Annotated in this window: 16 protein-coding genes; 2 read left to right on the top strand and 14 right to left on the bottom strand. The window is 38.1% G+C overall.

Going from position 1 to position 14774, the window contains the following annotated elements:
* The first annotated feature begins 52 nt into the window (after positions 1–52).
* Together WC614_08210 and WC614_08205 are read left to right on the top strand one after the other, a co-directional pair.
* The gene (locus WC614_08210) at positions 53–1981 is read left to right on the top strand and encodes a proton-conducting transporter membrane subunit (GenBank protein MFA5032987.1); all 1929 of its coding nucleotides are present in this window, start codon (positions 53–55) and stop codon (positions 1979–1981) included.
* Positions 1982–2331: 350 nt separating this feature from the next.
* On the top strand, positions 2332–3669 hold the full coding sequence (locus WC614_08205; protein ID MFA5032986.1) for an FISUMP domain-containing protein: 1338 nt from the start codon (positions 2332–2334) through the stop codon (positions 3667–3669).
* Between the two features lie 270 nt (positions 3670–3939).
* On the opposite strand, the gene WC614_08200 is transcribed toward WC614_08205, so the two are convergent.
* From WC614_08200 to WC614_08135, 14 genes are all read right to left on the bottom strand, one after another.
* Positions 3940–4872 (bottom strand): CNNM domain-containing protein, encoded by a 933-nt coding sequence (locus tag WC614_08200; protein ID MFA5032985.1) that lies wholly within the window; start codon positions 4870–4872, stop codon positions 3940–3942.
* Between the two features lies 1 nt (position 4873).
* The gene (locus WC614_08195; GenBank protein ID MFA5032984.1) at positions 4874–5812 is read right to left on the bottom strand and encodes a CNNM domain-containing protein; all 939 of its coding nucleotides are present in this window, start codon (positions 5810–5812) and stop codon (positions 4874–4876) included.
* A gap of 40 nt (positions 5813–5852) precedes the next feature.
* Positions 5853–6308, bottom strand: coding sequence for an rRNA maturation RNase YbeY (gene ybeY, locus WC614_08190; protein ID MFA5032983.1), 456 nt, complete (start codon positions 6306–6308; stop codon positions 5853–5855).
* Positions 6283–8367, bottom strand: a complete 2085-nt coding sequence (locus tag WC614_08185) for an HDIG domain-containing metalloprotein (protein MFA5032982.1) — start codon at positions 8365–8367, stop codon at positions 6283–6285. Before WC614_08185 ends, ybeY begins: the two co-directional genes overlap by 26 nt.
* Positions 8342–9364 (bottom strand): PhoH family protein, encoded by a 1023-nt coding sequence (locus tag WC614_08180; protein ID MFA5032981.1) that lies wholly within the window; start codon positions 9362–9364, stop codon positions 8342–8344. The genes WC614_08185 and WC614_08180 overlap by 26 nt, the downstream gene beginning before the upstream one ends.
* A gap of 85 nt (positions 9365–9449) precedes the next feature.
* Positions 9450–9881 carry a LysM peptidoglycan-binding domain-containing protein gene (locus WC614_08175; GenBank protein MFA5032980.1) on the bottom strand — a complete coding sequence of 144 codons (432 nt, stop codon included), beginning with the start codon at positions 9879–9881 and terminating at the stop codon, positions 9450–9452.
* A 23-nt stretch (positions 9882–9904) separates the two neighbouring features.
* Positions 9905–10183 carry a hypothetical protein gene (locus WC614_08170; protein MFA5032979.1) on the bottom strand — a complete coding sequence of 93 codons (279 nt, stop codon included), beginning with the start codon at positions 10181–10183 and terminating at the stop codon, positions 9905–9907.
* Positions 10184–10391: 208 nt separating this feature from the next.
* Positions 10392–10916: a ribose 5-phosphate isomerase B gene (gene rpiB, locus WC614_08165; GenBank protein MFA5032978.1), complete on the bottom strand. Its 525-nt coding sequence runs from the start codon at positions 10914–10916 to the stop codon at positions 10392–10394.
* A 3-nt stretch (positions 10917–10919) separates the two neighbouring features.
* Positions 10920–11762: an Omp28-related outer membrane protein gene (locus WC614_08160; GenBank protein MFA5032977.1), complete on the bottom strand. Its 843-nt coding sequence runs from the start codon at positions 11760–11762 to the stop codon at positions 10920–10922.
* 81 nt (positions 11763–11843) lie between these two features.
* On the bottom strand, positions 11844–11966 hold the full coding sequence (locus WC614_08155) for a hypothetical protein (GenBank protein ID MFA5032976.1): 123 nt from the start codon (positions 11964–11966) through the stop codon (positions 11844–11846).
* Positions 11967–12280: 314 nt separating this feature from the next.
* Complete coding sequence (locus tag WC614_08150; GenBank protein MFA5032975.1) at positions 12281–12694, bottom strand: arsenate reductase ArsC; 414 nt, start codon at positions 12692–12694, stop codon at positions 12281–12283.
* The gene (locus WC614_08145; protein MFA5032974.1) at positions 12694–13395 is read right to left on the bottom strand and encodes a cytochrome c biogenesis protein CcdA; all 702 of its coding nucleotides are present in this window, start codon (positions 13393–13395) and stop codon (positions 12694–12696) included. The genes WC614_08150 and WC614_08145 overlap by 1 nt, the downstream gene beginning before the upstream one ends.
* 120 nt (positions 13396–13515) lie before the next feature.
* A complete protein-coding gene (locus WC614_08140; protein MFA5032973.1) occupies positions 13516–13992 on the bottom strand; it encodes a thioredoxin family protein in 477 nt (158 codons plus the stop codon).
* A 146-nt stretch (positions 13993–14138) separates the two neighbouring features.
* Positions 14139–14771, bottom strand: a complete 633-nt coding sequence (locus WC614_08135) for a thioredoxin family protein (protein MFA5032972.1) — start codon at positions 14769–14771, stop codon at positions 14139–14141.
* Positions 14772–14774 lie beyond the last annotated feature (3 nt).

Genomic DNA, 14774 nt, shown 5'->3' with positions numbered 1-14774 from the left:
AAAATGAAATTAAATTGTATGTAGAATTATATTAAAATTAATAGGAGGAATTATGCTTGCTTTAACAATTTTTTTGCCGATTATTCTTGGAATTTTTGTTCTTGTTTTTCCTAAAACTTCAAAAGGGTTCCGTTCCGCACTAGCAATAGCGGGAAGTTCCATAGGACTTTTAGTTTCCTTCTTCATATTAAATACCGTTAACTCAGGGTATGACATATACTTGAATTATAACTGGATACCCGCTATCGGGGTTAATTTTGCTCTAAGGGGATATATATATTCTGCGTTCTTACTGATATTTATCAACTTGTTCGGTCTTCTTGTTTCTATATATTCCACAAAAAGCATAAACCACTTTTTTGATAATGAAGGGCAGAAACCTCGTCTTCCGGAATATTACGGATACTTACTTCTTACGATTGGTGCAGGATGCGGTGCCGTCCTTGCAAATGATTTTATAATATTCGTGATTTTCTGGGGAATAGTGCTTCTAACTATGTACGGCTTATTAAGTCTCGGCTCCTATAAAGTAGCGTTAAAGGGATTATTTATTATGGGCTTTTCGGATTTCTGTTTATTACTGGGAATTTTATTGTTGTGGAGTATAACCCATACTTTCAGAATGAGCGATATATCAAAAATCCCATTAAACAGCGGGCTCGCTATCACATCTTTTATCCTGATGCTGATAGGCGCCCTTGCAAAAGCAGGTTCTATGCCTTTCCACACGTGGATACCTGACGCCAGCAAATCTACACCTGTCCCGATTATGGCATTTTTGCCTGCATCTTTAGATAAGCTATTAGGCATATATTTACTTTCCAGAATTTGTCTTAACTTTTTTGATTTTGTTCCGAATTCCGGGTTGTCTTTGGTGCTTATGATAATCGGCTCATTTACACTTATTGCCGCCGTAATGATGGCTATGGTTCAACATAATATAATGAAATTACTTTCTTATCACGCTGTCTCGCAAGTAGGATATATGGTCATTGGTATAGGTACGGGTCTTCCAATCGGCATAGCGGGAGGACTTTTCCATATGGTCAACAATGCCATATATAAAAGCTGTTTGTTCTTATGCGGTGGCTCTGCAGCAAAAACGGCAAATAGTGCGGAAATAGAAAATATGGGCGGTCTCTCAAAATCACTACCATGGACTTTTGGAGCTTGTCTTGTGGCTGCTTTATCGATTTCCGGCGTTCCACCTTTCAACGGGTTCTTTTCGAAATGGATGGTGTATCAGGGTATAATAGAATCCGGAAGGTCGGGGACCGGAATATGGGTGTTATGGTTAATTGCGGCAATGTTTGGAAGCGCTTTAACGCTTGCGTCATTCGTAAAATTAATCCACGGTGTATTCCTTGGACAAAAAAGAAACTCTCAGGATGTAAAAGAAAAAGAAAGTTTTGCCACAGCTGCACCCGTAGTTGTGCTTGCTTTGCTTTGTATAGCTTTCGGTATTTTTGCTTATAAAGTTCCATTAAGCACTTTTATCTATCCGATTATCGGCTCAGTTCCACCGTCTCTGGGAAATTGGACGCCGACACTCGCAACTTTACTCGTTATCGTAGGACTTGTAATCGGGGTAATTATTTATCTGTTGAATGGAGTTAAAACTACAAGAACTACTACCGCTTTCATCGGGGGAGAAGATATCGATAAAATGGAAACGGCAAATGTCAGTGGAGGAGAATTTTATAATACCGTAAAAAATGAAATGGGATTCGGGAAAATATACAATAACGCATCGAACGGGAAATACGATTTCTATTTATGGGGAAAAGGGTTTTTCCTTGCCTTTGCAAATATAATCTGGGTCTTGGGCGACAGGTTAGCGGATTACGTCTGGAATACTATGTATAAGGCTCTTATTGAAGCAGGCAACCTGTTAAGAAAAGCCCACACGGGAATCATAACTTCTTACGTAGTATGGCTCTTTGTCGGAATGCTCATATTGCTGGTAACTATCTTTTATTAACAGTACCGTAAAAAAATAAGAAAATAATTCACTGCAGAGACGTCCGCCTCAGGCGGATTCGCGGAGAACAGATAAAACAAAATCAAACCACGGAGAACACGGAGAACACAAGGTATTGTAGGGGCGAATGGCCATTCGCCCTTTCTGGTATTGGTTGAGCGATAGCGAAATCCGCCATAGTCTGGGTAGGTCGGGGTTTTAATCCAGCTTTTTTTTAGTGGGTAGACAGGGTTTTTATACCCTGCTAATAAAAAATGTAGGCACAACTTGCCTGACGGCAGTCAGGATTTCAAATTGTGCTCTCTGACTCGGGGGCAACTGCCCCGACAGATATTTAGGATAATTATTTTATGCAGAAAGAAAGCTATAGAGCATTAATAAAAATGACAAAAACATTTACAATCTTTTTTTTGCTGGTTTTTGCGTTCACGCAAACCTATGCGCAGAATTATCAAATCACCTTTGCAGGAACAGGCTCAAGCACAACCGTTGATTCGGTAAAAGTAGAAAATCTGACACAATGCACCGATACTACTCTTAGCGGGAGCGATACATTACAGCTTGAAGTGACAGGAATAGCCGAATCGGATTTGAATACCGTTGTGGATAATAATATGCATATCTATCCGAACCCGATGACGGGCAATTGTTCAGTAGATTTTGAAGTCCGCCTCAGGCGGAGCAAAACAACTCTTAACCTATATGACATAACAGGAAAAAGAATTTTGCAATCGCAAGAATTATTATCAAAAGGACATCATACTTACAGTCTGAGCGGACTTAGCAGTGGCATATATCTTTTGAAAATAAAGTCGGGAGAATATTCCTATATGGCAAAAATAGTAAGCAATAATTTATCTCCCGCCTTGGCGGGGACTGAAATAAAACATATTGGAATGACATCAAGCACAGATAAACAAATCACAACTTCAAATACAGGAAAAACGAAAAGTGCAAAAAGCAATAAATCGGTAATTACTATGAAATATACTACAGGCGACAGGTTGAAGTTGACGGGAAAATCGGGTATTTATCGCACTATCTTTATGCTTATCCCAACCAACAGCCAACCCGTAACTTTTAATTTTGTTGATTGTACCGACGCCGACAATAACCATTATGCAGTGGTAAAAATAGGCACGCAGGTATGGATGGCAGAAAACCTTAAAACTACTAAATACCGCAATGGAGACAGCATACCTAATGTTACTGACAGCACTCAGTGGGATACTTTAACAACCGGGGCATATTGTAATTATAATAACAATACGGCTAAGGGCGATACTTATGGTCATTTGTATAATTGGTATACAGTGGCCGACAGTCATAATATGTGTCCTGTTGGTTGGCACGTACCTTCTGATTCCGAGTGGACAATTCTTACCGATTATTTGGGTGGAACAAGTGTAGCAGGTGGGAAACTGAAAGAAAATTGCACAACACTTTGGCAAAGTCTAAACATCGGTGCAACTAATGAAAGCGGTTTTTCGGCACTTCCGGGTGGTGGTCGCCACAGCAGTGATAGCATGTTTTTCTCTATGGGAGTCGTCGGTTGCTGGTGGCCGTCGGATATGTATGGAGTAGACTATGCCTTGGTCCATTGCCTGTATTGCAATTACTATAATATGAGCCGTATTTACGGAATCGACAATAGGTATGGCTGTAGCGTCCGTTGCGTCAAGGATTAATTGAATTATTTGGCTGTTTCTTTAGCTCTAAACTCTTTATTCTGTCATTCTTTGTGTTAATCCGTGTAAATCCGTGTCTTTTATCCGTGGCTGAAAATTCTGTTCTTTTTTCTCTTCTCTGTGTCCTCTGTTCATTTTTCTGTGCTCTCTATTCTTCTACTTTCTACTTTTTTACTCTGTGTTCGGAGTTTACCCCGAAGAAGGCGGAGTGGTTGCTTTCTGTTGCCTGTTTTTTAGTGCTTTCGTGCTTTAGTGGCAATTTGTTTCCGATTATATCTTATCGTACTCGTCTTCTATTTCCCCGAAGAGCTCTTCGATGATATCTTCCATCGTAATCATACCCGTTATTTTATTGTTCGCATTCGTTACCATTATTAGTCCCGGTTTATCCATATTTAACTCATCAAGCAGTTCGTTGAGTAATTTGGATTCCGTTACAATTTTACATTCTTTAATAATAGTTTTAATGTCATCCGTAATTAATAAATCTCTGGCTCTTATGTAACCGATTATTTTATCAATACTTCCTTCATACACGGGAAGTCTTGAATATTCGGTATCGGCAGCTATTTTCCTTGCTTCTTCAATAGAAAAGCTTATATTTATCGCGCATATTTGATTCAGTGAAATCATTATGTCCCTCGCAGGTTTACTGTCGAATTCGACCAACCGTAATATAATTCCCTGCTCCTTGAGCGAGAAAAGATGCTTTGAAGCTACCCTTAACTCTTCTTTTGTAAACTTAAAATTAAGGGGAGAAGAAGACGATTTGAATAATTTCAGTATTCCCGTAGCAGTCTTGTAAACAATAAATATAAAAGGATAGAGAATCCAATAAAGAAAAATATATACAGGAGCAAACAAAACAAAGAATTTTTCTTTAGCTCTTGAAACAATAGCTTTGGGAAGTATCTCTGCGAATAGAAAGAAAAATATAGTGCAGATTATGGATATCGCGGCATCCGGTATTTTATTTTGCCAGTATTTATTTGCGAGCAAGCTTATTCCGACAACGGTTAAATTCGTTCCTACAAGTATTGCGCCTAACAAGTTTTGATTGTGCAATAATTTCAAAGCCAATTTTGCTCCCGGCTTTTTATTGTCTGCCCAATTCTTCAATCTTACCCAGTTGCACCCGACAAATGCCATTTCCGATGCTCCAAAAAAAGCCGAAATCAATAATAATAAAAGTATTGGTAACATATTATTTTCCACCTGAGGCGGACAAGATTATGGTTTTTAAAATATCGTCCATAGTAATTATTCCGACTGTCAATGTCTTTTTTGAATCATCCGTCACCACGGCAATGTGAATGTGCCTACGATTAAATTCCGTAAATACTTCGGACGCTTTTGTTGATTTCTCTACAAAACAAGGAACGCGCATTAATTGCTTAAGAGGCATATACTTTTCATTGTTGTTTGTTTTTAACATATCTTTCACATAGAAAATTCCCTTTATGTTTGCAATATCATTTTCATAAACGGGAATTCTTGAGTGTTTTAATTTTGCAACTAATGTTTTGTCCGGGATGGTAGAATCTTCTAAACACTCCAACTGTGTAATCGGTGTCATTAAATCTTTCGCGGTAAAGTTTTTAAACTCAAGCAAATTCAATATAATTCTCTGGGCTTTCATACTCAATTGTTTGTCGCTTTGGATAAAAGTTTTGAATTCTTCTTTGCTGAAATTTGATTGTTTTTTAGGAGAAATAAAAGAAATTAATGTCTCCAAAGGGAAAACAACCGGGGATAATATGTACCTTAAGATATTTAAAAAAGGCGTTGCCTTAATGGCGATTTTTTCTGCATTACGAAGAGAATAAAGCTTGGGAGCAACTTCACCGAACACGAGTAAAATATAAGTCATTCCACAGGTTACTGCAAGTAAGTATGAGTTGTGGAATATCAGGTAAACTATTTGTCCTGAAATTATGGATGCGCTTACGTTTACAAGCGTACTCCCGAAGAGCAACGTCCCGAGCAACAATTCCCGCCTTTTTAATATTTGTAAGTTTTTGTATCGGTAAACAAGTTTGTCTATTGTTATAACCGGCAAATGAAATATGGCCGTCTCGGAAGCCGAAAAAAAAGCAGACATACCAAGAAGAACAATTAAAGAAATGAATTCTATTAAAAGCATTTTTGTAATTTGCTAAGAGAATAAAAAATAATTTACTATTTCAATAGTTAGAACTGAATTTCTTGAAATAATATTTTTCTTTCCTGCTCATTTTGGTACCGTGGTCATACCCGAGAACGTGTAATACGCCATGAATTAGAAGATGCGCCAACTCTAAAGCAAGGGTCTCCCCTTTTATAATTTGTTCGGAGGCTCTCTCCACGGATATGTATATGTCTCCAAGTGCTACTTTTTTATTGAGTTTTTTTGATGCTTCTGCATCTATACGAAAAGCAATAACGTCTGTCGGTGTATTTTTCTTTCTGTATTTTGCATTTAATTTCTTAATTTGTGTATTGTCTACGAATGTGATTCCGATTTCTATGTTTGAAGGTAGTTTAGGAGACAGAGATTTCTCCTCCGTTTTAACTATCCCCGCCGTCAATGTTTTGAGTTGCTTTACATACTTAGGCGGAAGGCTAAATGCCAAATTATTTTGCAGAAATATTTTTTTCATAAGAAATACGCGGGTGAAATACGCCCATTAATATCGGTAAAAAACTGCTCTCTATTTTTCGCAATTCTTCCAGACTTAAATTTACTCTCGAAAGCTGGTTTTCCTCCAGCCTCATTTTTATAGTCTCTTCTATAATATTTTTTAACTTGTTCGGCGCCGGCGATTCAACGCTTCTCGCAGTCGCTTCTACTACATCCGCAAGCATAACAATAGCCGCTTCCTTTGTTTTAGGTAGCGGTCCCGGGTATCTAAAGTCCAGTTCGTTTACATCACTCCCCTCGCTCTCGTTTTCTTTTGCTTTCTGGTAAAACATAGATGCCATAGTCGTTCCGTGATGAGAAGCAATAATGTCTACTATTTCTTTTGGAAAACCTTCGCTCTGTGCAAGTTCTACTCCTTCTTTTACGTGAGAAATAACCACTAACGCATTTAACTCAGGCTTAATTTTGCTGTTACGATGTCGTTCTCCTTGGTTTTCAACAAAATAATTAGGTTTTTTTAATTTCCCTATATCGTGATAATATGCGCCTACTCTTGCCAATAAAGGATATGCGTTTACCGCTCTTGCCCCGGCTTCTGCAAGATTAGCAACGGTAATCGAATGATGATATGTTCCCGGCGCATAAACGGCAAGTCTTTGCATCATAGGATGATTGAAATCCGCGTATTCTAATAAAGTAATGGATGTCGTAATCTTAAAAGCATTTTCAAATAACGGCAATAACCCAAATGCTATAAAAGCAGATACGACTCCTCCGAGTAATGCCCATCCTATGGATACCAATAAAGGCAAAAGAGGACTTAATTTGAGTAACTCTACTGCAAGAGCCGTAACCCCATAAGCTAAAGCTAAATATACAACAGGTTTGTAAAAATCAAAACTTCGTTTTACATTTGAAGATGCAAATACTGAAATATTGCCGGCAAAAAGAGATAAAATTATCGGACCGAAATCTCCTCCTGTATATGCGCTAATTAAAATAGTTAGAACAATGACACCTATTATTCCTACCTGTGTGCCCAACAATAAGGAGACGAGTATCCCGAATGTCGCTACCGGGATAAGATAACCGGATAAGTTTAAAACTAATACGATGGATGTCATCCCTGCCGTAACCGATAGAAGCAGTAAAAGTAAACCCATCTTCTTCAAATCATTAAGTAATGTAAGATGAAGAAAATAAATGCATAGTAATAGAACAAATATTGCTATAATATAAATAACGTTCCTGCCAAGAATTATAGACAATTTGGTTTCTCCTGAAGATTGTGGCAAAGAACTTAATCTTTCTAAAATGCTTGGAGTAACAATGTCGTGAGCCCGGATAATAATTTCTCCTTTTTGAATGATGCCCTTTGTTTGCTTTACCTGAGTGATAATTTGTTCTTTCCTTTTTTCCGTTTCCGCATAGTCGAGTTTTAAGTTTGGCTTAATAAAAAACTCCCCTATTTCTACAAAAGCATTTGTCGTTGCCTTATCCCTAAAACTGGTTGAGGCTTTTTCCTTAAGAGATATAGAAATATTATCGTAATCTATAAAGTTTTCTAAAAAAGTCGGCACTTCCTGTCCCATAATCACAACAATGGGCGAGATAATTAGACTCGTAGATTCAATAACGCCCTTTTCCATAAATTCGTTTATAAGACCAATTAACGTATCCCGTATGGCGGAATAAGGCTTTCTCAAAAGCATGGAACTCGACTGTTCTGTAATCGTGGGTATTATTGAAGCGAGATTTCCTTTCTTTTTGTCATAAGACACGGAATCCGTTTTTATCTCATCAAGTTTTTGAAAAAATTGGCTTGCTTGTTGACTTGCAGGAATTAGCGTCTTTCGTAATACGGGGACTACGGATTGTTTCGCCTTTTCCGTTTCTATTTGAAGTTCGCTTTTATTCTTTTGAATGTAAAAAGTACAGGGAGCTATTATGTCCCTTGGTGCAACTGTCCCAATTTGTAAGTTAAACTTGGTGTTAATGGGAGCAGGATACATCAAATTGAGTACAACGAGGAAAGTTACAAATAATACAATACTATTGGTTCTTAGTTTCTTTTTCATATGTTTCGTAGGCCTCAACAATTTTTTTAACAAGAGGATGTCTTACAATGTCTTTCCCGGTGAGCGTTACGAATTTTATACCCGGGATATTTGCAAGTACATGCTGAATGTGCGGCAACCCGGATTCCTCATTTGTTTTCAAATCAATCTGCGTAATGTCTCCCGTGATGCAGGCTTTTGAGCCCACGCCGAGCCTCGTTAAAAACATTTTCATCTGGAGCTTGGTTGCATTTTGCGCTTCATCAAGTATGATAAACGATTTGTCAAGATTTCTCCCTCTCATATATCCTAAGGGCACTATTTCAATAGTGTGGTCTTCCATATATTGTCTTATTTTATCGCGGGGAAGCAGTTCATGCAATGCATCATATAATGGTCTGAGATAGGGATCTATTTTTTCCTTGAAATCCCCGGGTAAAAACCCAAGTCTTTCACCTGCTTCAACCGCCGGACGTGTAAGTATCACTTTACGAACGGCATTGGTTTTTAGTAAGTCTACTGCTTTTGCAACTGCAAGAAAAGTTTTCCCGGTTCCCGCAGGCCCGATACAAACAACAATATCAAATTTGTTAAGCGCTTTAAGGTAAACGTCCTGCCCCGGCGTTCTTGGAGTCACCACCCCGATAATTTGTTCGGAGTTGTTAAATTGAGAATAATCATTACCGCCGTAGCGGGATGTCCCAGATGTCCCATCGCCGCCATATCGGGATGTTCCATTTGTTTTGTTTTCAATGCTGTGTGAAATATTATTCTGACCGAAATTGATAATAAGATTGTCTTTGTTTATAGTCCTGCCCTCTTTGATTTCTTTTATGAGATATACTAAATTTCCTTTTAATTTCTCTACGTTTTCCTGGTTCCCTTGCAAAAAAAGGTTCTCCCCTCTTGCAATAATTTTAACGTTGTATTTTTTAGATAATGTTATTAGGTTTTCATCCAGTTTCCCATAAAGAAATAACGGATTAAGTCCTTTTATCGAAATACGAGTTTTTATCATATAAAAAATAAAGTCCTCTTCATTAGAATAAAGCAGGGAACCCCGATTGTTTTCAGAATTCCCTGCTTTATTAAGTTTATAGTTTTTATGGTCTTGGAACTTTAAGCTTCCATCCCGGTTGAATCACTGTAGGATGCTTGATTAAATCTCTGTTAGCATTATAAATTTTTGGCCATTTGGCATAGTTCCCATGCCCGTATACTTCTTTATATTCGGCAAGTTTCGCCAAGAAATCTCCTTCTTTTACCACATAGTAAGTGCATTCCGGTTCTGCTGTTGCGGCTCTGAGTTCTTCTACTCTGGTCGTAAGTGTGGAAATTTCTACATCCAATTGAGCGATTACGTTTTTCAAGCTGTCTACTTCTGCGGTTCCGTTTGTAATACTCGTCTGAAGTTCTGTTTCTTTCCCCTTATATTGGGCTATAAGGGAAGTAGCTTGAACATACGTAAGTTTCTCCTGTGCATACCCTATAGTAGCAAATACCATAAGGGCTAACATAATAGTTCTGGGTTTCATAAGTATTATCCTCCCTTATTTTTTCACTTGGTTTCTTTAGTTTCTGCTTGTTTTCTGTCTGTTAAAGTTTTTTCTAATGTATTAAGTTCATCTTGTAAATCTTGAACCTCTTTTTGTTTATCGGCAATCATCGTTTCATATTCCGCTTTCTGAGCTTCTATTTCTTTTAGCTTGCTTTCCGCTGCATCACAGGCCGCCTTTGATTGGGCTAAAGTTGCTAATTGTTCCTGAGAAGCTCCTTTAGGTCCGCAACCAACTACAAATGCAAAAACAGCTATTAAAAGTGGTATTACCTTTAGCATCTTTCACCTCCTGAAAGAATATTTATAACAATATTTGCAAAAATAACCACATTATTCTTATTGTCAACAAAAATTATCCATCAGGATAAGTTAAGTAAGTTGAGTAAGGTAAGTAGGTAAAGTAGGGCAAGAAAATTGAGTCCCGCGTAGCTAGATAACCCGCTTCAGGCAAATCAGAACGGTCCCCAACTAATTAAAGAGTGGGTTTTTACCTTCGCCACGTCTTTGATTGCCATTTTCTTACTTCATCCTGCCATTTCTTTACAATCCTGTCACATTCTTCTTTGGATACCTGTTTTTCTTCAAAATCACTTATCTTTTGTAGTCTTTTTATGTGCCTGTCACCCTCAAATTTAGTCTCAAGCCACTTATTTATAATACTTTCTGCCAGTTCAATACTAACAAATCCTGCTCCGATAACAAGAACGTTGGCATTGTTGTGTAAACGAGAATACTCCGCAAGTTTTTCGTTTATACAAAGCGCAGCGCGAATTCCCTTTACTTTGTTTGCAACAATGGACATCCCTATGCCGGAATTACATATTAATATTCCCCAGTCCGCTTTGTTTTGAGCAACAAATTCCGCTACCTTGAATCCAAAATCCGGATAATCGCAGGATTTTTCCGTATCTGTGCCAACATCTATGACTTCAATGTTTTTGGACTTTAAGATGCTTATAACTTTACTCTTAAACTCTATTCCTCTATGGTCACAACCAATAGCTATTTTCATTCTTTATCTCAATAACATTACTTTGCTTGTTAATTCGGTTTCCCCGGATTTGAGTTTCACAAAATATAAGCCGGATGACATTTCTTTTCCCTTTATGTCTTTCCCATCCCATATCGCCTCTTTATGACCGATAGTCTCTACTTTATTAGTTATTGTCTTTACTAATTTACCGGTTATATCGTACACTTCCAATGATGTTTTGGAAGTAATCGGAATATTATAACTAATCGTTACCCGGTCTTTAAATGGATTTGGTTCGTTTTTCAACATAGCGGGATATTTTATGGCAGATTCTTCCGCGCCTATTTGCATTATATGAACTTTTGCCGCCTGGTATATTTCTTTGCTGCTCCCCTGGACAAAAATAACAAGATAACAATCACCCGGTTTCCATGCCGCATTTACAGTGAAATTTCTTACTTTATCAAGAGTGCCACCTGCCGATATTGATACTGCTTCTCCATTCTGGTCGGGAATTAAATCTCTTGCCGGACCAAATATGCTATCCTGATCATACCATGTATACGCTATATTGGTTTCCGCAAGAATACACTGCAAAGTCCCGCTAACCGTGGCGCCACTCGTATTGCTTATATGGATATTTGCAACCCCCGTTTTTGCGGATGAATTATAAGAACCCGTAACTTCTATTTTAATCGGAGATGCTACTGCTTTACGGGCGTTAAAATCGGAAAGATATGTGCTATAGGCCTGTGTACCTATCCTTTGAACAGCCCCATCACAATAAGAAACAGGTATCCCGGTAGTACCGGCACCATAGTAATTTATCGCTCTCCCCGATGTTTCTGTTGTTCTAAATGGGTTGGTTGTTCCTTGATACTGCAAATGAAGACCTATAAGCGCTAATTCATCCCCTTTCGCGACTTCTAATTGATGCAGCGTAGCCGCTGCTCCCGGGCAATACCCTCAGCCAGCTACTGTCGTTATTTCCTCTACTACTACGACCTGCCTTGTCTCAGCTTTTACTTGAGACATAAAGAAAAAAGACATAACCAATGCTATTGAAACTAATATCTTAACTGTTTTCATTTTTCCTCCTAGATTTACTTTTTTTATACTATTGTATGTATGATACATAATTTGATATTTGTCAAGAGCAGAGTTTTTTCCCTGCACATTTATTGTGCGGGGTTACCCGGTACGAAATCCAAAGAGAACTAATTCTACCCCATTTTTGTTTAACTTGAGATTTTCCATCCCTCCGGAAAGTGTTCTGTTCATTAGCGCATCTGTCTTTTTAATTTTTTACTGCCCTCTGCGCCCTATTTGGGGAGTACGCAACCAACCCCGAAAATTCTTCCGGGCTTTAGCCCATAATTCCTTTCTATACCTTGATTGGATTACTACAAATTTCCCTTTTCTTCCGTTATGGAATCTATAAATTTTATTACTTTTTTTTCAATTTCATCCCGTATTTCTCTAAATTCCTCTATGGGTTTTTCTTTTGGGGCCGGTATGTCCCACTCAACTCTTTTCGCTCCCGGATAGAAAGGACATATATCTTTACATCCCATCGTAATGATGTAATCAAACTTTGGAATTGGTAGTTGACCAAAACCTTTTGAAGCTTGAGAAGATATATCTATGCCTTTTTCTTTCATAACTTTTATTGCAATTGGATTAATCACTCCTGAAGGGTTTGAACCTGCGCTATAAGCGCTTACTGTGTCGGAAGCGTAACTTTTTGTGAATCCTTCTGCCATTTGGCTGCGGCAGGCATTTTCTACACAAACAAAAAGAATTGTCTTTTTGTTCATTACGTATGCAAGAAAAACAAGAAATATATTCCGACAAGTAGTATTAGAACTCCTGCGGATTTTCTTAAAATATTTGTGGAAGTTCTGAAGCCTTTTGATTCGAGCAACCCTTTTGCAAGCCCGACTGATGTTCCGACAACAAGAATTAACATACAATGTCCCAAAGCATATACCAAAAGCAATATGGCTCCGTAAATTATGCTGGAACCACTTGCCGCTATATAAGTTAATAAGACCACAAGAATAGGCGCAGCGCAAGGAGTAGAAACTATCCCAAAAAGCAATCCCAATAAAAATGCCCCCAAAAGCCCTTTTTGTTTAACTTTAACTTTACCAAATGCCGGGACGTTAAACTTTATTAAATCCAGCAAATGGATTCCCATAATCACGCATACTCCGCCTGCAATCCATTTCCAGAAAACTCCCACGTCGCCGAGAAGTTTTCCTGCAGTAGCGGCGATAATCCCGAGGATGGAAAAAGTTATGGATAAGCCTAATATAAAAACAAGCGTAAAAAGAAAAGATTTTTTGAATCCCGATGTTCCTTCCATTCCTCCTACAAACCCAATCATCAAAGGAATCATCGCCAAAACACAAGGGTTGCAGGCAGTAAGAAGTCCGCCAATGAATACTGCGCCAAACGCCAGCCACGGATTTGTCTGGACTAAACTACCGGCATTATCCAACAAATTCTGTAACATATTTTCCTCCTGCTATCCACTTTTTAATTTGTCATTCTGAGTGTAGCGAAGAATCTCGTTTTTCTTTTTTCGTCTATTTTTTTCCTTTCTACTTTATCCCACCTACTTTTTTTTCTCTTGCTAATTCGTTTCCAGTTTTTCTTTTATTGCTTTCTCATCCCAAGAAGTTTCCAGTTTCCCCGTAAAATTCCCCTGTTTATCAAAAAACAACAAAACAGGTATAGTCGTAATCCCATATTTATCTGCTAATTTTGCAACCGGATCCTGATCCTTTGTATAATCAAGTTTTTCAAAAGTTATCTTTCCCTGAGATTGCGAAACATAACCCGTAATTGTTTTTTCACCCACAGAACAATTCGCAAGGGTACAGTTGCATCCTTCGGATGTAGTAATTAAAACAATCTTAGGCAAACCCGTTTTTGCCTCCGTTGTATTTCCAACTGTTTTATTTTGAACGGAAGTATCTATCTTATTTATCGCAGATTGTAGAGTAGTGTCCACGCATACTTGTTTATTTTCTGCCTGTTTCTTAGAGTTGTTGCAGCCCGTTATTAATGTAACCATCAAAACGCTTAAAACAAAAAACCCTTTTTTCATTTTGTCTCCTTTTCTTTCTCTGTATTCTCTCTAACTCCTCTTTCGTTTTTCGTTATCTGTTAATTTTTATCCGCCTCAGGCGGACTAAATCGTCTTCTATTCTCAGCGGTCTCTGCGTCTTTTCGTTCTGTGCAATCTTGTAGTTTCTATTTTGTTAACTCTTCCAGTTTCGTACTCATTGCTTTTTCTTCCATCAGACCCGTTTTACGATAAACCTCTTTTCCGTTTTTATCTAAGAATACAAGCGTAGGAATAAGAAGTATTTTATATTTTTTCGTAAGCTCTTTCTCTTTATTCACATCTATGGATATTATTTTTGCCTTTCCCCGGAACTTCTTTTCAATCTTTTCCAGTCGTTTTTTTGTTATTATACAGTTTTTGCACCTATTACCTCCAAAATCCATAAGTATCGGCATTCTCGTTGAGTCAACTTTAGCGCTATCGTTTACAACAACCTGAACTGTCGCGCTGTCACGTATAATAGTATGAACTGTCTTGGCAGATTTTTTGCTGCCATTAAGAGCCCCCAGAAAAAGGCTGTCTATAGCAGAACGAAGGCTGTCAAGACTCTTAGCGCTGTCAGCGAGAGGAACCTTGAGTTGATACTGTAGCTGAACGGTCTCGATGTTATTCAAAAGAGGACGAACGGTCTTTGTATGTTTAGAAGTATCAGGTATAATAGGACGAATGGTTTTGACCGAGTCCGTGTTCTCGCAAAATCCTTTCGCCGTAAATCCTAATATAGATATTAGGACAAACATAAAGAAATTTCTTTTCATCTT

It is taken from the genome of bacterium (assembly GCA_041649255.1).
In the GTDB taxonomy this organism is placed as follows: domain Bacteria; phylum Hydrothermota; class UBA3073; order JACQXS01; family JAQTXJ01; genus JAQTXJ01.
The sequence above is the reverse complement of the archived record's forward strand: the minus strand, read 5'-3'. Positions and strand labels throughout refer to the sequence as shown.

Bases quoted from the DNA above. Each gene is read 5' to 3' on its own strand.
- WC614_08145 (MFA5032974.1), bottom strand. From the start codon at position 13,395: ATGTTACAGAATTTGTTGGATAATGCCGGTAGTTTAGTCCAGACAAAT.
- WC614_08195 (MFA5032984.1), bottom strand. From the start codon at position 5,812: ATGCTTTTAATAGAATTCATTTCTTTAATTGTTCTTCTTGGTATGTCT.
- WC614_08140 (MFA5032973.1), bottom strand. From the start codon at position 13,992: ATGAAAAAAGGGTTTTTTGTTTTAAGCGTTTTGATGGTTACATTAATA.
- WC614_08135 (MFA5032972.1), bottom strand. From the start codon at position 14,771: ATGAAAAGAAATTTCTTTATGTTTGTCCTAATATCTATATTAGGATTT.
- WC614_08200 (MFA5032985.1), bottom strand. From the start codon at position 4,872: ATGTTACCAATACTTTTATTATTATTGATTTCGGCTTTTTTTGGAGCA.
- WC614_08185 (MFA5032982.1), bottom strand. From the start codon at position 8,367: ATGAAAAAGAAACTAAGAACCAATAGTATTGTATTATTTGTAACTTTC.
- rpiB (MFA5032978.1), bottom strand. From the start codon at position 10,916: ATGAAAATAGCTATTGGTTGTGACCATAGAGGAATAGAGTTTAAGAGT.
- WC614_08170 (MFA5032979.1), bottom strand. From the start codon at position 10,183: ATGCTAAAGGTAATACCACTTTTAATAGCTGTTTTTGCATTTGTAGTT.
- WC614_08205 (MFA5032986.1), top strand. From the start codon at position 2,332: ATGCAGAAAGAAAGCTATAGAGCATTAATAAAAATGACAAAAACATTT.
- WC614_08210 (MFA5032987.1), top strand. From the start codon at position 53: ATGCTTGCTTTAACAATTTTTTTGCCGATTATTCTTGGAATTTTTGTT.
- WC614_08155 (MFA5032976.1), bottom strand. From the start codon at position 11,966: ATGAAAACAGTTAAGATATTAGTTTCAATAGCATTGGTTATGTCTTTT.
- WC614_08150 (MFA5032975.1), bottom strand. From the start codon at position 12,694: ATGAACAAAAAGACAATTCTTTTTGTTTGTGTAGAAAATGCCTGCCGC.
- WC614_08180 (MFA5032981.1), bottom strand. From the start codon at position 9,364: ATGATAAAAACTCGTATTTCGATAAAAGGACTTAATCCGTTATTTCTT.
- WC614_08175 (MFA5032980.1), bottom strand. From the start codon at position 9,881: ATGAAACCCAGAACTATTATGTTAGCCCTTATGGTATTTGCTACTATA.
- ybeY (MFA5032983.1), bottom strand. From the start codon at position 6,308: ATGAAAAAAATATTTCTGCAAAATAATTTGGCATTTAGCCTTCCGCCT.